The organism is Streptomyces sp. NPDC059679 (assembly GCF_042734105.1).
In the GTDB taxonomy this organism is placed as follows: domain Bacteria; phylum Actinomycetota; class Actinomycetes; order Streptomycetales; family Streptomycetaceae; genus Streptomyces.
Genome location: NZ_JBHWES010000047.1, coordinates 37,556 through 57,497 on the forward strand (window position 1 = coordinate 37,556; position 19,942 = coordinate 57,497).

Sequence of the window (19,942 nt, forward strand, 5' to 3'; positions counted from 1 at the left end):
GGGGCTCCCGGCAGCGCCCGCGACAGAACTAGTACGCGTTCTAGTTCTTCAGTCAGTCTGCTGAGGCCCGGCCCGGCGACGCAAGGGGCTTGCATGGCCGTTATTGAGCCGCCCCTCACGCATGTGCGCCCGTTGTGCGCAACAAAGGCGGCCATGACACTTGCCACTTGTAGAACCCGTTACTACCTTCTCGAACACTTCTGATAGGCCGTCAGATCTGGAGTGGCCGATGTCCTGTCCAGCGCTTCCCGAAGGATTCGACTTCACCGACCCCGACCTCTACCAGCAGCGTCTGCCGTTCCCGGAGTTCGCTCAGCTGCGGCAGACCGCCAAGGTGTGGTGGATCCCCCAGCGACACGGAGTCGCGGGCTTCGACGACGACGGGTACTGGGCCGTCACCCGCCACGCCGACGTCAAGGAGGTGTCGACCAAGCCGGAGATCTTCTCCTCCCACCTCAACACCGCGATCATCCGCTTCAATGAGCACATCCACCGCGACCAGATCGACGTCCAGAAGCTGATCATGCTCAATATGGACCCGCCCGAGCACACCCGGGTCCGCCAGATCGTCCAGCGCGGCTTCACCCCCCGCGCGATCCGCGCGCTGGAGGACGCCCTGCGCGAGCGCGCCACGCGGATCGTGGCCGGGGCCAAGGAGGACGGCAGCGGGGACTTCGTCACCGACGTGGCCTGCGAACTGCCGCTGCAGGCCATCGCCGAGCTGATCGGCGTTCCCCAGCAGGACCGCTCCAAGATCTTCGACTGGTCCAACAAGATGGTGGCGTACGACGACCCGGAGCTCGCCATCACCGAGGAGATCGGCGCGGAGTCGGCCATGGAGCTGATCTCGTACGCCATGAACCTGGCCGCCGACCGCAAGGCCTGCCCGGCCAAGGACATCGTCAGCCAGCTGGTCGCCGCCGAGGACCAGGGCAACCTGGCCTCCGACGAGTTCGGCTTCTTCGTCCTGCTCCTGGCGGTCGCGGGCAACGAGACCACGCGCAACGCCATCAGCCACGGTATGCACGCCTTCCTCACCCACCCCGACCAGTGGGAGCTGTTCAAGCGCGAACGCCCGGCCACCGCCGCGGACGAGATCGTACGGTGGGCCACCCCGGTCATGTCCTTCCAGCGCACCACCACCCAGGACACCGAGTTGGGCGGACAGCGGATCGCGGCCGGCCAGCGGGTCGGCATCTTCTACTCCTCCGCCAACCACGACCCGGAGGTCTTCGACCGGCCCGAGGACTTCGACATCACCCGCGACCCCAACCCCCACCTGGGCTTCGGCGGCGGAGGCCCGCACTTCTGCCTCGGCAAGAGCCTCGCGGAGCTGGAGATCCGCCTGATCTTCAACGCGATCGCGGACGCCATGCCGGACATCCGGCTCGCGGGCGGTCCGAGGCGGCTGCGGTCGCCCTGGCTGAACGGAATCAAGGAGCTGCAAGTGAACTACGGCTGACCGCCGGTGCCCCGTGGCGCCCGCCCCGCCCCGGGAGTGCCACTGCGGCCCCGCACGGGGGCACACTGTCTGCCATGAACGACACGAGCGGCACGCCCGGCGCACAGCATGAGCACGAGTTTCGAAGACTCTTCGACTTCATCGCCTTCACGGCCCGGCTACGGGAGATCGAGCGCCCCAACAACGCCACGCCGACGCGCCGGGAGAGCGTGGCCGAGCACTCCTGGCATCTGGCGATGGTCAGCTGGATACTGCACGCCGAGTTCGAGCGGGAGGCCGGCCACTGCCTCGACCTGACCAAGATGCTCAAGCTCTCCCTGATGCACGACCTGGTCGAGCTCGATCCCCAGCTCGACCCCGATCCCGATCCTTCGGCCGACCCCGCCGAAGATCTCTTCGCCTCGCTGCCGGGCCCGCTGCGCCCCGAGTTCCTGGCCCTGTGGCACGAGTACGAGGAGGGCCGTACGCCCGAGGCCTGCCTGGTGCGCGGGGTGGACCGGCTCAACCCCGCGCTGATGCGGTACCTCACCGGCCAGGGCTGGCACGACATGCCCACCGACACCAACGCCGCCATGGACGCCGACGCCCTGGACCGGCTGCAACTCCCGCGGGTGGCCGTCAGCGAGACGCTGCGCGCGCTGTACGAGGAGGTCCGGGACGCGTCGGTGCGGCGCGGGCTGCTGACTCCCGCGCCGCTGACGCCTTGAGGTGCTGCCCCTCGGACACACTGTCTCTCGTGACGCACTGTCCTTGAGACGCGTTATCCCCTGAACGGCACCTTGACGCACGCCACCCGCGCGCCCGCCTCCCCGGCATGGCCCTTCTGCGTGGCGGTCGAATGCTCGTGGAAGACGAGGGAGCGTGCCTCCGAGTCCCGGAAGCGCCAGTTCACATGGGTCATGGCGTGGGCCTCGCCGCTCTTGTCGGTGGTGATCTGCAGCCACACCTCGTTATGGGGATTGGCGTACTTCGGGTTGGTCGACGGCTGCTTCGGGTCCTTCGCGTTCTGATAGTGCGGACCCGAGTCATTGGGCATGGTCCCGCAGGTCTTCGTATGGACATGCACCCCGAAGGTGTGGTTCGCCTTGAGGCCGCGCACCCACACGATGACCCGCGTGCCCTTGCCCTCGCCTTGCGTACCGTGCGGGCTCGGCGTACCCGTCGGGCTCGGTGAGGTTTGCGTGCCGGTCGGGCTGGGCGTGGTTGGGGTGCCCGTCGGGCTCGGGGTGGTCTGTGCGGCCTGGGGGGCGCCTTGCCATTGATGGTGGTGGCGGTATTCGCCCCCGCCGTGCCACTTACCCAGGAACTCCACGACGACGACCTTGGCGGAGACCGGCACCAGCTTGGTGTTGTACGTCACCGCCTTGTGGCTACTGGCCTCTGCGGCCGGTGCGAACTTCGCGTGGACCACCACGAAGGGACAGGGCGACACCGCAGGGGACACCGCGACCATCGATGCCGCGGCCGCCGCCGTGACCGCCATGGCAAGAGACATGGGGGATCACTCCTCCAAGCGTGGACCCCCCTTGATTGGCCCCCGGGCGCGGGCCCCGCGCCACAATCCCGCCCGACCGGACCCGTCCCCTGCTTTCCACGCTAGTGCCCTTCGTCACACCCTTCAACGCGAGCCCGGCCCGGCCACCTCTGCCGGCTCGGCGGCCTCGGGGAGAACGGGCTCCTTGGCCTGCCCCGGCACCGAGGCGACAAGCCCGGCCCCCGGCTCCGCGGGCTCCTGCCCCGGCTCCCGCTTGCGGAACCTGAGGAGCGGCCACAGCGGACCGGCGGCCTCCTCCTTGGGCCGTTTCCCGACGCCGAACAGCAGATACTGCAGCCCGAACCCGGCCGCCACGACGACCCCACCGCCGACCGCGTCCAGCACCCAGTGGTTCGCCGTACCGACGATCACCGCGGTGGTCATCAGCGGATACATCAGCCCGAGGATCTTCATCCACAGATACGGCGCCACCAGCGCGATCACCACCCCGCACCACAGCGACCACCCCACATGCAGCGAGGGCATGGCCGCGTACTGGTTGGACAGCTTGGTCAGCGCGCCGAAGTCCGGATTGTCCAGGTCCTGCGGACCGTGTGCGGTGTCGACGAAGCCGAGGCCCATCAGCCGGGGCGGAGCGGTCGGGTAGAGCCAGAAGCCGACCAGCGCGAGGAGCGTGGCGAAGGCGAGCGGGGTGCGGGCCCAGCGGTAGGTGACGGGGCGGCGCAGATACAGCCAGGCCAGCAGGGACAGCGGGACCAGGAAGTGGAAGGTGCTGTAGTACCAGTTCATGCTGTCCCTCAGCCATGGTGTGTCCGCCACCACGCCGTTGAACCAGTGCTCGATGTCGATATGCAGCCACTTCTCGGCGGTGAGGACCTGGTGTCCGTGGCTCTCCGCGAGGGTCCGCGAATCGGGGGCGTGCGCGCGGACGTAGGAGTACCCGAAGTAACCGATACGGATGAACATCAACTCGAGCATGAGGTTCGGGCGGGACAGCGGCCGCCGTACGAAGCGCAGCAGCGGCACCCAGGCGAAGCGTCCCTGGACCGGTTCCGCGACCGGGGTCGGGTCCGGGTTGTCCCATGCCGGGGAGGTGCGGGACAGGAAGGGCACCAGGCAGGCGGCGGCGAGAGCCGCCAGCAGCGGTGCGTTATATCCGATATGACCCAGAATATCGATATCGGGCAGCAGCGCCTCGCGGTTGAGGGTCATCGCCAGCACCACCAGCGCCGGCCACACCAGCCGGTCCGTGGCGCGCCTGCCGACCCGCCCGACGACGGCCAGCAGGATCCACAGCTGCTGGTACTGCCAGGACGTGGGCGAAATCGCCAGCGCCACACTGCCGGTGATCGCCGCCGCCAGCAGCAACTGCCCGTCCTCGGCGTAGTGCGCGGCGCGCCGCAGACCGACCACGGCCACCGCCGCCGCGAGCACCGCGAGCACCGCCAGCTCGGCCGGGCCCGAGAAACCGACCCTCAGCAGCAGCCCGTGCAGGGACTGGTTGGCCAGGCCGTCCGGGGGCGCGCCGAGCCCGGCGCCGCCGAAGTGGTGGATCCAGTACGTCCATGAGTCATGCGGCATCAGGGCCCAGGCGAGCACGGAGCAGGCGGCGAAGGTGATGCCCGCGAGGGCCGCCGCATGCCGCCGCCCGATGAGCCACAGGACCACCGCGAACAGCAGCAGCGCGGGCTGCAGCGCCGCGGCGACCCCGATCAGCACACCCGTCTGCCGCTCCGAGGTCCTGGGCAGCACGGTCAACAGCACCAGCAGCACCGGGATGATGCTGGTCTGGCCGAGCGTGAAGGTGTTCCGTACCGGCAGGGACAGCACCAGCAGGCTGATCGCCACCGGCGCGGCGAGCAGCGAGGTGCGCCGGGAGACGGGGCCGGGCAGGGAGCGCGCTGCGACCAGGCCGAGCAGCACGACCAGCAGCAGGGTGCCGAAGGTCCAGGCGTAGCCGAGGCTCTGCTCGGCGGCGCGCGTCAGCGGTTTGAGGACCAGCCCGGAGAACGGCGTACCGGTGAACGCGTCCCCGTCGTACAGCGATCCGCTCACATGGAGGACGCCCTGCTCACCGATCCAGGTCTCGAGGTCGGTCAGCCGCTCGTCGGGCGGCAGCCGCAGCACGGCCGCGGCCTGACGGACGGCCAGCACACCGGCGAGGAGCCACAGTGCTCCCAGCACCAGTGCGTTCCGTGACATCCGTGCCCCGACGGGACCGGGGCGGGGCCCCGTATCCGGAGTTCTCCCCAGTCCGCTTCGCTCCACGTTCGTCACGCCCTGCTGCTCCCCCACTCGCCTTTGTCATTCGGTCGGGATGTTTGAGACCTTACTGAGCCCTGTACCCAGACGCGGAACACCCCCTCGTCACCTGACCGTCGTCAAGGATTGTCCGAAAAGTACCGCTCGGTCGACCGGATGAGCCCGTGAGGTATGAATCCGTGAGGTCTGCCCCAATTTCATCAGGCGTTCGGCCCGCACCGCGAATGTGACCCGCGGTACGGACCGGACGCCGCTTCTCTCGGCCGCTCCCCTCGGACAGCGGACCGCTCCTAAGGTCTGCTGCCGATCACCACTGGCAGTGGACGTGGGTGGAGTGCCCGGAGTCGCCGGGGCCGAGCACGAGGACGGCGCCGTAGGACCGGCAGGCCCTCATGAACTTCTTGGCGTTGTTGTAGCCCGCCCCGCTGGTGCTGACCCGCTTGCCGTTGACGGTGCCGACGTCGAAGGCCCGGCCCGCGTAGTGCTTCGAGCCGCGCGAGTGACTGCCGCCCGCGACCTCGGTGACCTTGAAGGTGAACCGCTTCGCGGTGTTCAGCTTGAGCATCGCGTTGAGCATGTTCTTGTTGAGCGTGACCGATCCGCCGGGGGCGGTGCCGTAATGGCTGCGCTTGGCCTTACGCCCGGCGGCGGTGTCCTTGATGTTCTGCTTGGCGTTCGCCTTGTCCCGGACGCCGCTGTCGTGCGTGGTGGCCAGGGAGATGCCCCGGTGGTTGAGTATCGACTTCGCGATCGCGGGGCGCGAGGCGGCCTCCGCGGCCGTCGCCGAGGCCATGACGGCCAGCGAGGAGGCCACGACCGCGGAGATCATGAGAGGCGTGCGCTTCATCGGTGATTCCCTCCGGATACGGTGATGCGGCCGACCAACCGACCGCCACGGAACACGGTCCCGGTGCGGCCATGCGGAAATCTTGGACACGTCTTGAATCGCCGACCAGGCGCGGACATACGAGATGAAAGAGGAGCGACGTCCATGGCCAAGACGCGCGGAACAAGGGTGGACATCCCCACCCCGGACGGCACCGCCGACGCCTATCTGACCCACCCCGACGACGACACCCCCCATCCCGCCGTACTGCTCTACATGGACATCTTCGGGCCACGTCCGCACCTGTGGAAGATGGCCGACCGCCTGGCCGAGGCGGGCTACACCGTGCTGATTCCCAACGTCTTCTACCGCCACGGCCGCGCACCGCTGGTGGAACTCCCCGACTTCATCGGCCATGACACACGCCCCGAGGTCTTCCAGGAGCTGATGTCCTTCCTCCCGTCGCTCACCCCCGAGGCGGCGATGCGTGACGCCGACGCGTATCTGCGGTGGCTGGCCGACTGTCCGCAGGCCACGGACGGACCGGTCGGCGTCACCGGCTACTGCATGGGCGCCCGCCTCGCCCTGCGTACGGCCGGCACGTTCCCCGAGCGGGTCGCGGCGATGGCCGGCTTCCACGGCGGGGACCTGGCCACTGAGGCCCCCGACAGCCCGCATCTGACCGCCGACCGCATCACCGCCGAGGTGTACTTCGCCCACGCCGACCAGGACTCGTCGATGCCGCCCGAGCAGATGGACCGCCTCGACGCGGCACTCACGGCCGCGGGCGTACGCCACCGCAGCGAGGTCTATCCGGGCGCGCAGCACGGCTTCACCCAGGCCGACACCGCCGCGTACAACGCGGACGGGACCAAGCGCCACTGGGAAGCGCTGCTGGACCTCTTCGGCCGCACGCTCTGACCACGCCCTCCGGTGTGTCCCGCATCACGCCGCCGGTTCGAGCGGGCGCGATGAGTTCGGCGCGGCCCGGAGGTCTCTATCGCCGTAAGCCACGCAACAACCAGGAGGAGCAAGTCCCGTGCGCATCGTGATCAGTGAGTTCATCAGCCTCGACGGCGTCGTACAGGCCCCGGGCGGCCCCGAGGAGGACACCGAGGGCGGCTTCGCGCACGGCGGCTGGACCCACCCGTTCTTCGACCCGGAGGTGATGGGCGGCGCCGTCGCGGACGTGCTGTCCAAGGCCGACGCCCTGCTGTTCGGGCGCCGCACCTGGCAGACGATGGCCGCGGCGTGGCCCGAGCGGGCCGGCGACCCGTTCGCCGACCAGATGAACTCCATCCGGAAGTACGTGGTGTCCCAGACCCTCGGCGACGACCAGCTGACCTGGAACAACACCACACGCATCGCCGGCGGCGAGGCCGTCGCCCGCATCCGCGAGCTGCACGGTGCCGAAGGCGGCGACCTGTTGGTCATGGGCAGCCCCACGCTTGTCCGCACTCTCCTGCACGAGGGGCTGTTCGACGAGCTGCTGTTGATGCACATGCCGGTGATGCTCGGCGGCGGAAAGACCATCTTCCCCGTCGACGGAGTGCTGCGCACGCTGGAGCTGGCGTCCACGGCCACCAGCGGCACGGGCGTACAGGTGTGCACGTACCGGCCGGCCGCCGGCTAGCCGGGTCGGCGGAACAGGGCCGTCCAGAGGAAGGGTTCTCCGAAGAGCGGGGAGCCGGGCGATTCGTCGTGCATACGGCGCAGCTCGACTTCCTCCAGATCGGAGAAGATCCAGCGCAGGGACTTGGGGGTGTAGGCGAGGCCGCCATGGAGGGCGGCCTCGCCGTACAGGGCCGCGTCGGGGAGTTCGGAGCCCATGCCCGACTCCCCCGCCGCGAAGCAGGCGAGGGCGAAATGGCCCCCGGGAGCCAGGGCGCGGTCGAGGAGCCCGAGGTAGCTGACGCGGCGGTGCGGCGGCAGGTGGTGGAAGCAGCCCGAGTCGTAGATCAGGTCGTACGGCCCGCCCAGTTGCTCATCGGTGAGGGCGAACGCGTCGCCGCAGTGGAACCGAATATTGCCGGCCTTGGCCTTGGCCTCGGCCTCGCGCGCGCGGCCCTCGGCCCAGGCGATGGCCGTCGCCGAGAGGTCGACGGCGTCCACCACGAAGCCCTGGGCGGCGAGATGGAGGGCGTTACGGCCGGGGCCGCAGCCCAGGTCGAGGGCTCGGCCGGGGGCGGCGATCAGCCCACGGTCGAGATACGACGCCAGGTTTTCGTCCGGCTTCGCCGCGAAGAACGGCACCGTCCTGGACCGATCCGTATAGAACCCGTCCCACCAGGAGGCCCCGCCGTCCGTCCAGCGGTCGGCCTCCGGAGCGAACAGGCCGTCCATGAGTCTCAACACATCGTCAACTGTGCGTATGTTCCGATCCACTCCGGTCCCCTCTCCCGATGCCCCGAAACCTAGCGGCGAACGCGACAAAAGACCAGGTCAGACAGGGTGGCGGGGCGGCGGTGGCGGGCGTGTGCGGGGCCGGGAGGAAGCGCCTGTAGCCGGGAGCCCACGGGTGCGGCCGACGGCCGCCAACGCCCCCGCGGAGGCCCGTCAGCAGCCCTTCTTCGGCGTCCCCGAGGCACCTTTCTCAGCCACTCTGGAAACCCCATGGAGACATCACGAGTCCGGGTTCACGAGTCCGGGTTCACGAGTCCGGGTTCACGAGTCCGGGTTCACCCAACGGCCCTCCAGACCGTCGAGACGGAGGGTGACCCGACCGTTGGTCAGGGCAGCCATGGCATCGGCCAGTTCCGCCCACTGGGCCCGCGACAGATGCGAGCCGTCCATGACGTAGCGCCGCGTTCCCCCCACCGGGTAGACGAACAGAGCGACGACCGGGTCCCGAGAATCGTTCTCGAACGCAAGCCGTGCCACCTCCGGCCAGCCCATCCCCAACTGCGTCAGCCAACGCGGCGCGCCCGACGGCCCGCGCGCCGTCTCGACCGTCAACCCGTCGTGGTCGACATTCACTCGGGCGTGGCCCGAGGTAAGGGTGATGGCCTTCGGCTTCCCGCGCGGCCGCCGGGCGGTACGAGGCTTCGACGCGGACGGAGCGGATGGAGCAGACGGGGCGGATGGCCTAGCCGGAGCGGACAGATACGTCCGCATCCGAACGGCGGCGTTCCAGCCGAGCCAGAGTGGAATCAGCACGACGAGCGGCGCCGCGGCGGCCAGCCAGGGGATGGGCGGCCGCCCGAGCGGGGTCAGGACGTTGCTGCGGTAGCCGATGGCGACGTACGCGTCCGATCCGACCACGCGCACGTCCAGTTCAACCCCCGTGGGGTCGTTGTCGTCGCCCGGCTTGTAGAAGCCTCCGGCCATGCCGTAGTACTTCGCGTAGCGAGCCCAGCCGCTGTCCGAGAAGTACATGGTGCCGTGGACGTAGTCGCCGAAGATCCTCCCCTCGGAGGTCGTGTCGTCCTCGGGCCACACCGTGGAGCAGGAATGGTCGGAGTCTCCGGACTCGCACTTGCCGGGCAGACTCATCGTCCGGTGCTCGCCGTACTTCATCGCGTATCCACCGGTGTTGCTCATCACCCACCCGACGACACCGGTCAGCGCCACCGGCGCCGCCACCACCGCCGCCACGACGGCCACCCGCCGGTGAAGCTTGATCGACCTCCAGGGGAGCAGCGGCCCACGGCTCAGCAGCGCCACACAGAGCAGCAGCATCAGCGGCCCGGACGCGGCGAACATCGTCACAATCCCTGGCAGCACCAGAGCGTCCGGCCCCAGCACGCCCCCCAGCACGCCCGCCAGCCCGACGAGCAGCAGCACCCCCGCCGCCCACCACGCGGCACGCCCGGGCCGCTCCTCCCGCACCCGCTTCGCCCCGCCGTCGGCCCCAACTCCCATGACGCCCCCGTTCGTTCGTGCCTCGCGCTTCGACGCGGCGCCCCTACGGTGCACGATGCGCGGCGACCAGATCAACGCCGGTGCTGTCACAGGTCGGTCCCGTGTGGGCCGGTGTCGGCCAACGAACCTCAGGTGGAGGCCGGGGCGGCGGCGACGCAGAACTCATTGCCCTCGGGGTCGGCCATCACGATGTGATGCCCGTCGACCTCCTCCGCCACCGTCCCCCCGGCCCTCACCAGCCGCTGCGCCTCGGCCGTCATCCGCGCCCACCGCTCCTCGGCACTGCCGTGGCCCGGCACCCGGATGTCCATGTGAAGCCGGTTCTTCGCCGTCTTGGGCTCCGGCACCTTGAGGATCGACAGCCGGGGACCGACACCGTCCGGATCACAGAGCCATGCCCCGTCGTCCGCGGAGTCGTCCTCCGGCAGATCGAACTGCGCCAGCCACTCCTCGCGCGTCTTGAAGGGAGGAGGCGGCGGCTCGTCGATATAGCCCAGCGCGGTCTTCCAGAACTCGGCGAGGAGCTGGGCGTCCATACAGTCGAAGGTCAGATCGATTCTGGCTCCCATGATCGGACCGTACTGCGCACCTCTGACAACCACCGCTCCGCCGGACCCGGTCCCGCGCGGGTCGGTGGGGTGCCGGGGTACGAGGCCCCGCCCGGCGCCACAGGGAGATGCACGAGCAGGGCCACTTTGTACTGACTTACGGGGCGATACCTGTACCGCCACAGGCGTTGCACGGCACCAAGAACGGCCTGCCGTCCTGGCCGACGAAGACGACTGCGGGCATCCTGCGGCGCCTCGTGCAGCCGCACGCGCCGCCCTGCCGCTTGGTCGGCGCCCGGAGCTGGTCTACGAGGTTCACGAGAGCAGCCCTCTCCGGGTTCACCCACTGCACCATCTTGGACACCCCCTGTGACGATGATATGCGGCACCTGCTCTATCGGTCAGCGCTTTGTCAGTTCGGACCGCTCGGTCCGTCGCCGCCACCGTCTCCGGTGCAGCTCCCGTACGGGCCAGGGGGCGAGTGCTCGCAGTCGGCAGCGACCGGGATCGATTCGTCCGTCGGCGCGAGCCACAAGGCGTCGTCGACGGTGAAGCCCATCTCCCGGATCAGCTCCTGCGTCCGCGTAAGCTCACCCGGGTTGTGCCGCGACGGGTCCGGCGGCTCCGGGACGTGGTCCACGAACCGCCCGAAGTCCTCGCACAGCTCCTTGTAGATGCGGGTGTGGAGGATGAGGGCGTGCCATCCCTCGTCAACGACCCGAGACGGCCTCAGCCGGGCCCCGGGGTTCTTCGCGCAGGTGGCCGTGAACTTGACGGCCTCGTCAACGACCCTCCGCCATGTCCTCCGCCATGCCGGGGTTGTTGCTGAGGACCGTCCGGATCACTCCGGCCCGGTCCTTGCCGACTAGTAAGCCTGTAGCGTCATTCATGCGCCTACCTCTCTGTGTCGGTGGTGCGCGGCACCCGTCCCGGTCGCCGGCCTGCAAGCACGCGGCCGGGACGGGGTTTCTGGTCTGGTGGGGCGCCGGCAGTTGACGATGACCGAACCAGCGCCCCACCGTCCGTCCGCTGGACGGAAGCCGTTCCGGCGTCCATCGAGCGGAGCAGCCGTGAGCCTGGCAGGGGGCCTATGTGGGGTCCACGTCCACGTCGTGGGGGACGCCCGTGATCTGAGCCAGCCGCCGTTCGTGGCTCTCAGCAGCCATGATCACGTCGGCGAGGCTGCACCGATGCCGCTCGCCGAATGCGTCAGGTCGTCGTTCGCGAGATGTGGTCGCGCTCTACGAGAATCACACCGGGCGACAGTTCCTGTCCGCGCCTGCGCAGACGTTTGCTGGCAGCGTCGCGCCCAGTGCCGTACGGCGGAGGCGGAGCGGTGAGCCGTCCGCGGCTGGCGCCCTCTCCGGAGTCGTCCTCGCCACTGGCTGTTACGCAGACTCCACCCGCCATGCTGACGAGTTGGCGAAGACGCGCGCTTTCTTCGTCGTTATGGCTGATGCGACCCCAGTCGGCTACGAGACAGGCGATCTTACGACCCTGCCCCTGCGCCTCCATCTCGGCCACCATCCCGCGCCAGAGGGGGCGCCGGTCGCTCAGCGCGGCGTCTCCGCGGTCGATCCACTGGCCGACTACTTCCCACTCCATCCGGTCCGCGTAGGCCCGGCAGGTCGCTATTCGATGGTTCAGGCTGTCTACCTGAGATGTCGCCTCTCGGTCGTAGATAAATGCAAGCGTTGGTGCGGCGGCGTCTCCCATGCCCAATTCTCCCCGGGTCGATCGTTATTCCCGCTTGTAACTAGGCAACTACTGGGAGACCATGATCAGTTAACTCGGAAGTTGCACGACGGAGCGTCAGATGCCTTGGGACGCACGGACGAACGCACTTGCGCGTGGGATGGTGGGATCATGTACAGCGCACCGTCAGCAGGTGAGAACATCGCTGTTCTGCGGAAGGTACGCGGGATCAGCCAGACGAAACTTGCCCGCCTCATGGATATCTCGCTCTCGTACCTGAGCAAGATCGAGACGGGACTTCGCCCGGCCACTCCGCCCCTCGTGGCAGCCGCAGCGTCCGCCTTGCATGTGACGACGGCGAGAATCTACGGCGACCCGTTCGCCGATCCGTCGAAGCAGCACGAGCTGATGAACGACCTTCGCGCTGTTGTCCGTCGGCACACGTTGCCCAGAGAGGATGTTCCGCCCCCTGCCGAACTGGCGACTTCCCTCAAAGAGGCCGCACAACTACGGGCAGATACTGACTATCTGTCGCTGCTCCTGCTCCTCCCCAAGCTGCTCGGCCAGGCGACCGCGACCGCTATGGCATCCGGGGGCGACGCCATAGCGTGGGGCCAAGTTGCCGACGTGTACAGCTGCGCCTACGCCGTCGCCCATCGATTCCGTCAGCCGGACCTGGCAGACATGATCGTTGCGCGGCAGACGTGGGCAGCGCAGCAGACGTGGAACCCCAGCGCGGAAGCGGCTGCTGCGTGGAACGAGGCGGGGACGTATCAGTCAGCCGGCGAGTACGGCGACGGCTTGGCCATCGTGGAACGGGCGATCGTGCGCTATGAGTCGGCCAGGCAACGGTCTGGAGCACGCCGTCCACCTCGGCTCGCTCCACCTGCGCGGTGTCGTTCTGGCCTCCCGGCACAAAGACAAGAACGCCACCGCGGACCACGTCCGCCGGGCGACGGCTCTGGCCGCACAGATCCCCACGGACATCCTCCAGCACAACCTGACTTTTGGCCCTGGCAACACGGCCCTGTACGAACTGGCCGCACATGTGGAGCTGGACGCCCCGAACAAGGCGGCTGAGGTAGCGGGGCCCCTGTTGAAGCAGCCTCCGGCGGGTCTCAAGCCGTCGCGTGTCGGCCGGTTGGCCATCGACACTGCCCGCGCTCGTCTGGCCACGAAGGATCTGGTGGGCGCGGAGGACGCGTTGAAGTACGCCTTCCGCGTCGCTCCTCAGATGGCAGAGATCCATCCCATGGCGCGGGAGGTCTTGCGCGTGCTCTGGACCGTGCACCAGCGCAGCCGTCCAGATCTCCTGGTCATGGCGAAGCGGGCAGGATTGGCCAACTGAATCAGTGCGCCGGCCTGACGAGTACGGCGGAGGCGGAGGGTGACACCCGTCTCCGTACGACGGGACCGCCCCAGCCGCGAGGAGCTGGGGCGGGTCCTCCTTGAAACGCGTGCGATGTCGCCGGACTGGGCCCCGACCTTCGCGGCGGTCGACCGGGCCGCCTTTCTGCCTGACCTGATGTGGCCGTTCGACAGGTGGAGGCGGCATACCGGTGGTGGAAAGACCGGGGCAGGCCGGAGCACACCCGGTTTGGTCTTACGGTCACGCCAAAAGGACAGCGGGGGTGGCTGGACGACCCGGCCGACTCCTGGTCTGTGTGACCCCGGCCGGGTCCCGCCCGGGGTCGGTGGGGCGCTGAGGCAGGATGGATCCATGAGCATCGTGAAGATCAATGTGCTGGCGGTCCCCGAGGAGCAGCGCGAGGTGCTGGAGAAGCGCTTCGCGTCGCGGGCGGGAGCGGTCGAGAACTCCGACGGCTTCGAGTGGTTCGAACTGTTGCGGCCGGTGGAGGGCACCGACCAGTACCTCGTCTATACGCGCTGGCGCAGCGAGGAGGACTTCCAGGCGTGGATGGAGGGCCCGATGAAGGCGGCCCACCAGCGCGGCGGCGAGGGCGCGCCGCAGCAGAAGCCCGCCGCTTCCGGGTCGACGCTGTGGTCCTTCGAGGTCGTACAGCAGGCCGGACCCAAGCAGGGCTGACCGCCCCCATAGGCGTCCGGTGAGGAGGTGGGTCATTGCGCGGGGAGCTGACGGCGAAGGGAAAGGCGACCCGGGGCCGGATCGTCGAGGGGGCCGCGGCGGTGCTGCGGGAGATGGGCGTCGCCTCGGCGACGCTGGACGACATCATGGCGCGGACCAGCACCAGCAAGGGCCAGCTGTTCCACTACTTCCCGGCCGGGAAGGATGAACTGCTCGTCGCGGTGGCCCAGTTCGAGGCGGATCAGGTCCTGGAGGACCAGCAGCCCTATCTCGGGTGTCTCGACTCCTGGGATGCCTGGGAGCAGTGGCGGGACGTGGTGATCACGCGCTACGAGACCCAGGGGGACCAGTGTCCGCTGGGGTCGCTGTTCCTTCAGATCGGGCGTTCGACTCCCGGGACGCGGGCGATCGTGATCGAGCTGATGCGCCGCTGGCAGGAGAGCCTGGCGACGGGCATCCGGGCGCTGCAGGCGAACGGCAGGCTTCCCGCCGATGTCGATGTCGACGCGCGGGCCGCGGCGCTGCTGGCCGCGATCCAAGGGGGCGTGTCGATCCTGCTGTCGACGGGGCAGTCCAACCATTTGCGTGCCGCTCTCGATCAGGGGATCGCGGATCTGCGCCACGCGGGCCGCGCCGCGGCGTGACCCGCCGGCGTGATCTGCCGTCCTGCTCGTCGGGTACGAGGCGTGGGTGGGCGGTAACGGAAGGGTGGGCGGTTTCGCCGAAACCGCCCACCCCCACCCCCTCAAGCGGCGATGACTGCAACGGTGGTCCGGCCGCCGTCGACGTCGAGCACGATGCCGTGGACGAATGAGGACTCGTCGGCGGCCAGGTACACCGCGGCGCTCGCGATGGCGTCGGGGGTGCCCATCCGGCCCGCTGGGGTGCCCTTCATCATGACCTCGGCGGCGTGGGCCTCTCCGGTGTCCGGCGCCAGCACCACGCCCGGGGAGATCGCGTTCACGCGTATGCCCTGCGGCCCGAACTCGGCAGCCCAGGCCCGGGTCAGGGTCTCCATGGCTCCCTTGGTGGAGCTGTACAGGGCGCCGACGGGAACGCCCAGCCGGGCGATCCAGGAGCCCAGGTTGATGATCGCTCCACCGCCGGACTCCGCCATGGCGGGCGCGACGGCCGCGGTCAGGAAGAACGGGGCCTTCACATTGACCGCGTAGACCCGGTCGAAGGTCTTCTCGTCGGTGGCCGCGGTCGCATCACCGGGGTAGATGCCGGCATTGTTGACCAGGACGTCGATACGGCCGCCGAGGACCCGCGTCGCCTCCTGGGCCAGCGCCTGCGAGGCGGCGGCGCTTCCGTCCAGGTCGGCCCGTACGAAGTCGGCGCGGCCGCCGCGGGCGCGGATTCCGTCGACGACCTCCTGGCCGCGCTCGGCGCTGCGGCCCGAGACGACGACGTATGCCCCCTCGGCGGCGAATGCCTCCGCGATCGCCCGCCCGATGTTGCTGGTCGCGCCGGTCACCAGCGCGGTCTTGCCCGCAAGCCGCATCGACATGGTCCACTCCGTTGCTTGATCTCGCTTGAATCTCCACCGTGAAACCGCGCGGCCGAACCGCATGCCGCCTCCGGCCGGACGGGGCCCTGGACCGCCAGGGCGCAGTGCCCACTGTGCGAGGACAAAATTGGACCGGCAAGTCCAGAGTTCGGTGTGCGCCGACCCATCGCCCCTGCCCGACGCCCGGCGAAGACCTCAGGCCATGAAGTCCCCTCGGCCGGGACGCCCGGCGTGGCCGCATGACACCCGCGAAGTGCCGTTTCAGCGATCACTCGGGGGACAGCGGGATGACGTCGCTTGAGCTGAAGCCCGCGACACACCTGTTGCAGCGTTGGGCGCCCGAACATCCCGGGACCGGGTATCCCGCGTACTGGTCGGTGCCGGTTACGGGGAGCGCGCCGTCGCCGAGCGAGCGGCCGTGGGACTCATCGCCGACGCCGCCGGAGATTGCCGAGTACGGCCGGTTCCCGGGTACGTTCCCGGGCGAGGGGACATCGGGGCATCGTCATCCGGTGGCCGTCGAGGTGCTGAACCATGCGATCGAGCGCCCGGGAGTGCCATGGACGAGCGCGCGTCCGGACGGAGAAGTGGCCGAAGAGGTCCACCGGCTGCTGACCGACGCGTTCTCTTCGGGGTCGGACGGGCTGGATTCGACGACCCTCAGCCCCGCTTCCCAGGCGATCAGCTGGTGGCCTTCCTCGGCCGGGACGTGTTCGACACCGTCACCGCACAGGTCACCGACCGCCCAGGCGGTGTGGCTCCGCCGGCGTACGGGATCGGCCTTCCGGTCGACGTCTCGGATGAGGACTACGGCTTCCAGGCATGTCTACTGCTTGTCGGGGCCGAGTCCGTCGGCATCGTCACAATCGGCGCGTCGGCCTGACGCGGGGGCTACGCTCGCTCGGATGATCACTACTTGGGAGCCCACGGCGGCGGGCGTGTTGCGGCTGCCGTCGGGTCGACTCGTACGGGGCAGGGGGCTGCGCCACCCCCTGCCGACCGGGCCGGAGCCCGGCTTCGCGCTGTATCTGCTGGGCAAGGAGCCGCCCGCCGTCTCCTGGGAGGCGCGCTGGGTCCGCTGGCCGGACTTCCGGCTGCCGTCCGACCGTGCCGCGGCCGGGGAGGCGCTGCGCGAAGCGTGGGAGCGCGCCGCGGGCGAACGCGTCGAGGTCGCCTGCGGCGGCGGGGTCGGGCGCACCGGCACGGCGTTGGCCTGCCTCGCCGTGCTGGACGGGGTGCCGGGCCACGAGGCGGTCGGCTACGTCAGGGAGCACTACGCGCCGCGCGCCGTGGAGACGCCTTGGCAGCGCCGGTTCGTGGCCCGCTTCACCACGTGATCCAACCCGCTCGGACACTCAGACGTTCAGACGCTCAGCAGCCGCTCCAGGACGTTGCGGTAGCCGCGCATGGCCAGCCGCAGGTCCTCCGTCCGTACGGTGCCCGACTCGTTCTCCCGCCAGGCGTCTTTGAGCGTACGGCGGCGGTCGGCGAGGAGGTCGGTGAGGCGGGTGGACAGCTCGTCGAGGAGCAGATCGGCCTCTTCCACCGCGTCGCGCGGGGCGTCCACGAAGCCGCCGACGGCGTCCCGCAGGCGGCGGGCCAGCTCGTCCTGTTCGCTCGGCGGGAGGACCGGGAAGGTGGGGCCGTTGGGGATGGCTCCTTCAGCTCTCGCGGCGCTTGCGGCCTTGGCGCTTGCGGCCTTGGCGCTTGCGGCGCGTGGAGCCGGGATCGCGTCGTAATTCTCGGTCATCATCAGACGTCACCCCGCCCCAGGTGCCCGCCGCGCATCGCCCACGGCATATGCGTGCGCGTGTGCGTATGCGGCCGCGTTCCGTCGCCGCCGTGGTGCGGGGGCTTGACCAGGTCCTCGAAGAGGACCCGGGCGTGCACCACGGCCTCGCGCAGCTCCTCGGTGTCCGCCCGGCCCTCGCGGGCCCGCAGGGCCGCGGCGTGGAGCTGGCGGTAGCCCTGCACGCTGTGCGCATGGTGCACCGACAGGGCCGCGACCTGCTCGTCGTAGCGGTCGGAGGGGAAGCCGCGGTCGTGGGCGAGACGGGCCAGCAGCTGGTCGGCGTCGGCCGTGGCGCGGGCCGGCTGCTCGATGAACTCCTCCTGCACCCCGGCCCATTCGGCCACGTACCGCTCGCGCAGCTCGCCGGAGAGCGGCTGGGTCTTGAGGCGGCCGTGCCGCCGCAGCCGCTCGTCGAGCTCACGCTCCGCCGCTCTCGTATCGCCCGTGTGGCGGGCGACGGTCAGGTCGTACTCGGGCCCGAAGCGGCGTCGCAGAGCGCGGTTCCGGCCTCCGTCGCGCACTCGGACGAACCCCGCGGCGAGCGCGGCCGCGAGTGCGGCGACGAGGACGACGGCAGCGACAACCACGGTGATGCTCACGCCAGTTGACATGGTCTGCTTCTGCCTTCCACCTGTGCCCCCTTCCGTCCGGGGGCTGTTCCCCGCCGGGTTGCCCCCTTCGCCGCCCTCAAACTCAGGTGCGCGGGGCGGCGGCGGCTGTCACGATGCCCGCCATGAGCAGCAGCACACCCCATCCCCGCGCGCCCTGGACGGTCGCCCCGCACCCGGTCGACGACGCCGTCTCGGCCGGTCTGCTGCGCGACTATCTCGTCGATGTCGCCGACCGCTGGTACGAGCTGTATGAGGGGCGCTCCACGACCCCCGAGGAGATCGACAAGCATCTCGCCGAGATGCCGAGCGACGACCTCGCCCCGCCGCACGGCGTGTTCCTGGTGGCCCACCACGACGGCGAGCTCGCAGGCTGCGCGGGCGTACGGCTGCCGGCCGGCGGCAGTACGGCGGAGCCCGGGCCCGGCCGTACGGCGGAGCTCAAGCGGATGTTCGTACGGCCGGCCAAGCGCGGCCTGGGCGCGGGCGGCGTGCTCCTCGCGGCGGCCGAGGCGGCCGCGCGTGAACTGGGCGCCGGGCGGATCGTGCTGGAGACGCGGCTGGATCTGCGCGAGGCGCGGGCCCTGTACGCACGGCACGGGTACGTGGACGTGCCGCCGTTCTGCGAGGGTCCGTACTCGGAGGTCTGGCTGGGCAAGGAGCTCGGCGACCGCGTCGTCGGCTGACCGCTGAAGCAGCGGCCTCCGGCGGGTGTGTCCCCCATACCGGCGGCCCCCGCAGGGCGTGCCCGCCGGGTGCACCCGCCGCACTCGGCCGCCGTGATCCCGGCTATCACGGCGAGGAAGGTCATACGGGTGCGCGGGTGGCCCGGATGAAGCGGGCGCCCCATTCCCGGACGTGCGTGGCGAACTCCGGCGGCCCCAGGACCTCGAACTCGGCGCCCACGTTGCCCAGCGCCTGGGTCGGCCAGTCGAGGGAGGTCGAGGTCATGGTGAGTCGGCAGCTGTCCTGATCGAGCGGTTCGATCGAGCCCCAGCGGCCGACCACCTGCCGCACCCGCGAGGAGGGCGCGTGCACGAGGACCTCGACCGTGTACGGAGCCGGGGCCCCGCTCGCTGCCTGGACGAAGGCCACGGCGTCCTCGGCCGGGAGCAGGCGCGGCCGGAAGCGCGTGCCGGTCGCCGTCGGCTCGGTCAGCCGGTCGAGGCGGAAACTACGCCAGTCGTGCCGATCCAGGTCGTAGGCCACCAGGTACCAGCGTCCGCCGAGTGCGACGACGCGGTGCGGCTCGACCTCGCGCTCAGTGGGTGCGGAGCCCCTGGCCGTGTAGCCGAACCGCAGCCGCTCCTCGTCCCGGCAAGCCTGGGCGACCGCGGTGAGCACCCCCGCCGCGACGACCGGACCGGACACGGCAGCGGAGAGGGTCATCGCCCGCAGGGCGTCCACCCTGGCCCGCAGCCGGGGCGGCAGGACCCGCACCACCTTGGTGAGTGCGCGCAGCGACGCCTCTTCCATCCCCGCGATCCCGCTCTGCGCCGCGTCGCCGACGCCCACCGCGAGGGCCACCGCCTCCTCGTCGTCCAGCAGCAGCGGCGGCAGAACGGCGCCGGGCGCGAGCTGGTAGCCGCCGTCGGTGCCCCGGGCCGCGCCGACCGGGTAGCCGAGCTCGCGCAGCCGCTCGACATCGCGGCGCAGCGTCCGCTCGGAGACCCCGAGCCGGTCGGCCAGTTCCAGGCCGGACCAGTGCCGGTGGGTCTGCAGCAGCGAGAGCAGTCTGAGGGTCCGTGAGCTGGTGTTCGCCATGGCGACATCCTGCCTCGACTTCCGGCCGGAAACTGACCGGAAGCCTCCCTAGAGTCGATCTCGACAGCCGCA

The 19,942-nt window shown here is 70.0% G+C and carries 22 protein-coding genes and 1 pseudogene; 11 read left to right on the forward strand and 12 right to left on the reverse strand.

Going from position 1 to position 19,942, the window contains the following annotated elements; genetic code table 11:
* The first annotated feature begins 229 nt into the window (after positions 1-229).
* Entirely contained in the window at positions 230-1,462 is a 1,233-nt protein-coding gene (locus tag ACFV2X_RS36705; protein WP_385625219.1) for a cytochrome P450, read from the forward strand.
* A 74-nt stretch (positions 1,463-1,536) separates the two neighbouring features.
* Positions 1,537-2,169, forward strand: coding sequence for an HD family hydrolase (locus ACFV2X_RS36710; protein ID WP_385625220.1), 633 nt, complete (start codon positions 1,537-1,539; stop codon positions 2,167-2,169).
* 53 nt (positions 2,170-2,222) lie between these two features.
* Here ACFV2X_RS36710 and ACFV2X_RS36715 read toward each other — a convergent pair whose 3' ends face one another.
* The 3 genes from ACFV2X_RS36715 to ACFV2X_RS36725 all read right to left on the reverse strand — a co-directional run bounded on the left by ACFV2X_RS36715 (position 2,223) and on the right by ACFV2X_RS36725 (position 6,066).
* On the reverse strand, positions 2,223-2,957 hold the full coding sequence (locus ACFV2X_RS36715; protein ID WP_385625223.1) for a superoxide dismutase family protein: 735 nt from the start codon (positions 2,955-2,957) through the stop codon (positions 2,223-2,225).
* Between the two features lie 123 nt (positions 2,958-3,080).
* Positions 3,081-5,159, reverse strand: a complete 2,079-nt coding sequence (locus ACFV2X_RS36720; RefSeq protein WP_385625225.1) for a bifunctional glycosyltransferase 87/phosphatase PAP2 family protein — start codon at positions 5,157-5,159, stop codon at positions 3,081-3,083.
* A gap of 367 nt (positions 5,160-5,526) precedes the next feature.
* Positions 5,527-6,066 (reverse strand): hypothetical protein, encoded by a 540-nt coding sequence (locus ACFV2X_RS36725; protein WP_385625227.1) that lies wholly within the window; start codon positions 6,064-6,066, stop codon positions 5,527-5,529.
* A 144-nt stretch (positions 6,067-6,210) separates the two neighbouring features.
* Between ACFV2X_RS36725 and ACFV2X_RS36730 the strand changes: the two genes are divergently transcribed.
* Both ACFV2X_RS36730 and ACFV2X_RS36735 read left to right on the forward strand, forming a co-directional pair.
* The gene (locus ACFV2X_RS36730) at positions 6,211-6,966 is read left to right on the forward strand and encodes a dienelactone hydrolase family protein (protein ID WP_385625230.1); all 756 of its coding nucleotides are present in this window, start codon (positions 6,211-6,213) and stop codon (positions 6,964-6,966) included.
* 118 nt (positions 6,967-7,084) lie between these two features.
* Positions 7,085-7,678: a dihydrofolate reductase family protein gene (locus tag ACFV2X_RS36735; RefSeq protein ID WP_385625233.1), complete on the forward strand. Its 594-nt coding sequence runs from the start codon at positions 7,085-7,087 to the stop codon at positions 7,676-7,678.
* On the opposite strand, the gene ACFV2X_RS36740 is transcribed toward ACFV2X_RS36735, so the two are convergent.
* The 5 genes from ACFV2X_RS36740 to ACFV2X_RS36760 form a co-directional block, all read right to left on the reverse strand.
* Positions 7,675-8,430 carry a class I SAM-dependent methyltransferase gene (locus ACFV2X_RS36740; protein ID WP_385625235.1) on the reverse strand — a complete coding sequence of 252 codons (756 nt, stop codon included), beginning with the start codon at positions 8,428-8,430 and terminating at the stop codon, positions 7,675-7,677. The two genes, ACFV2X_RS36735 and ACFV2X_RS36740, sit on opposite strands and share 4 nt — an antisense overlap.
* A 279-nt stretch (positions 8,431-8,709) precedes the next feature.
* Positions 8,710-9,906 carry a hypothetical protein gene (locus ACFV2X_RS36745; protein WP_385625237.1) on the reverse strand — a complete coding sequence of 399 codons (1,197 nt, stop codon included), beginning with the start codon at positions 9,904-9,906 and terminating at the stop codon, positions 8,710-8,712.
* Between the two features lie 128 nt (positions 9,907-10,034).
* On the reverse strand, positions 10,035-10,475 hold the full coding sequence (locus tag ACFV2X_RS36750) for a VOC family protein (protein WP_385625239.1): 441 nt from the start codon (positions 10,473-10,475) through the stop codon (positions 10,035-10,037).
* 391 nt (positions 10,476-10,866) lie between these two features.
* Positions 10,867-11,094 carry a hypothetical protein gene (locus ACFV2X_RS36755; RefSeq protein ID WP_385625241.1) on the reverse strand — a complete coding sequence of 76 codons (228 nt, stop codon included), beginning with the start codon at positions 11,092-11,094 and terminating at the stop codon, positions 10,867-10,869.
* 569 nt (positions 11,095-11,663) lie between these two features.
* Positions 11,664-12,170, reverse strand: coding sequence for a recombinase family protein (locus ACFV2X_RS36760; RefSeq protein ID WP_385625244.1), 507 nt, complete (start codon positions 12,168-12,170; stop codon positions 11,664-11,666).
* Positions 12,171-12,320: 150 nt separating this feature from the next.
* On the opposite strand from ACFV2X_RS36760, the pseudogene ACFV2X_RS36765 reads away from it, so the two are divergent.
* From ACFV2X_RS36765 to ACFV2X_RS36780, 4 genes and pseudogenes are all read left to right on the forward strand, one after another.
* Positions 12,321-12,497: pseudogene (locus ACFV2X_RS36765) on the forward strand (helix-turn-helix domain-containing protein); the annotation flags it as partial.
* 484 nt (positions 12,498-12,981) lie between these two features.
* Entirely contained in the window at positions 12,982-13,497 is a 516-nt protein-coding gene (locus ACFV2X_RS36770) for a hypothetical protein (RefSeq protein WP_385625356.1), read from the forward strand.
* Between the two features lie 372 nt (positions 13,498-13,869).
* Positions 13,870-14,196 carry an antibiotic biosynthesis monooxygenase family protein gene (locus ACFV2X_RS36775; protein WP_385625246.1) on the forward strand — a complete coding sequence of 109 codons (327 nt, stop codon included), beginning with the start codon at positions 13,870-13,872 and terminating at the stop codon, positions 14,194-14,196.
* Between the two features lie 35 nt (positions 14,197-14,231).
* Positions 14,232-14,840 carry a TetR/AcrR family transcriptional regulator gene (locus ACFV2X_RS36780; RefSeq protein ID WP_385625248.1) on the forward strand — a complete coding sequence of 203 codons (609 nt, stop codon included), beginning with the start codon at positions 14,232-14,234 and terminating at the stop codon, positions 14,838-14,840.
* Positions 14,841-14,941: 101 nt separating this feature from the next.
* Here ACFV2X_RS36780 and ACFV2X_RS36785 read toward each other — a convergent pair whose 3' ends face one another.
* Entirely contained in the window at positions 14,942-15,706 is a 765-nt protein-coding gene (locus tag ACFV2X_RS36785; protein ID WP_385625251.1) for an SDR family NAD(P)-dependent oxidoreductase, read from the reverse strand.
* 688 nt (positions 15,707-16,394) lie between these two features.
* Here ACFV2X_RS36785 and ACFV2X_RS36790 point away from each other — a divergent pair.
* Together ACFV2X_RS36790 and ACFV2X_RS36795 are read left to right on the forward strand one after the other, a co-directional pair.
* Positions 16,395-16,589 carry a hypothetical protein gene (locus ACFV2X_RS36790; RefSeq protein WP_385625253.1) on the forward strand — a complete coding sequence of 65 codons (195 nt, stop codon included), beginning with the start codon at positions 16,395-16,397 and terminating at the stop codon, positions 16,587-16,589.
* 22 nt (positions 16,590-16,611) lie between these two features.
* Positions 16,612-17,043 (forward strand): protein-tyrosine phosphatase family protein, encoded by a 432-nt coding sequence (locus ACFV2X_RS36795; RefSeq protein WP_385625254.1) that lies wholly within the window; start codon positions 16,612-16,614, stop codon positions 17,041-17,043.
* Between the two features lie 26 nt (positions 17,044-17,069).
* On the opposite strand, the gene ACFV2X_RS36800 is transcribed toward ACFV2X_RS36795, so the two are convergent.
* Entirely contained in the window at positions 17,070-17,459 is a 390-nt protein-coding gene (locus ACFV2X_RS36800) for a hypothetical protein (protein ID WP_385625256.1), read from the reverse strand.
* Positions 17,459-18,109 carry a hypothetical protein gene (locus tag ACFV2X_RS36805; protein WP_385625258.1) on the reverse strand — a complete coding sequence of 217 codons (651 nt, stop codon included), beginning with the start codon at positions 18,107-18,109 and terminating at the stop codon, positions 17,459-17,461. Before ACFV2X_RS36805 ends, ACFV2X_RS36800 begins: the two co-directional genes overlap by 1 nt.
* 122 nt (positions 18,110-18,231) lie before the next feature.
* Here ACFV2X_RS36805 and ACFV2X_RS36810 point away from each other — a divergent pair, with 122 nt between their 5' ends.
* A complete protein-coding gene (locus ACFV2X_RS36810) occupies positions 18,232-18,792 on the forward strand; it encodes a GNAT family N-acetyltransferase (RefSeq protein WP_385625261.1) in 561 nt (186 codons plus the stop codon).
* Between the two features lie 121 nt (positions 18,793-18,913).
* On the opposite strand, the gene ACFV2X_RS36815 is transcribed toward ACFV2X_RS36810, so the two are convergent.
* The gene (locus ACFV2X_RS36815; RefSeq protein ID WP_385625264.1) at positions 18,914-19,870 is read right to left on the reverse strand and encodes a helix-turn-helix transcriptional regulator; all 957 of its coding nucleotides are present in this window, start codon (positions 19,868-19,870) and stop codon (positions 18,914-18,916) included.
* Positions 19,871-19,942: the final 72 nt, after the last annotated feature.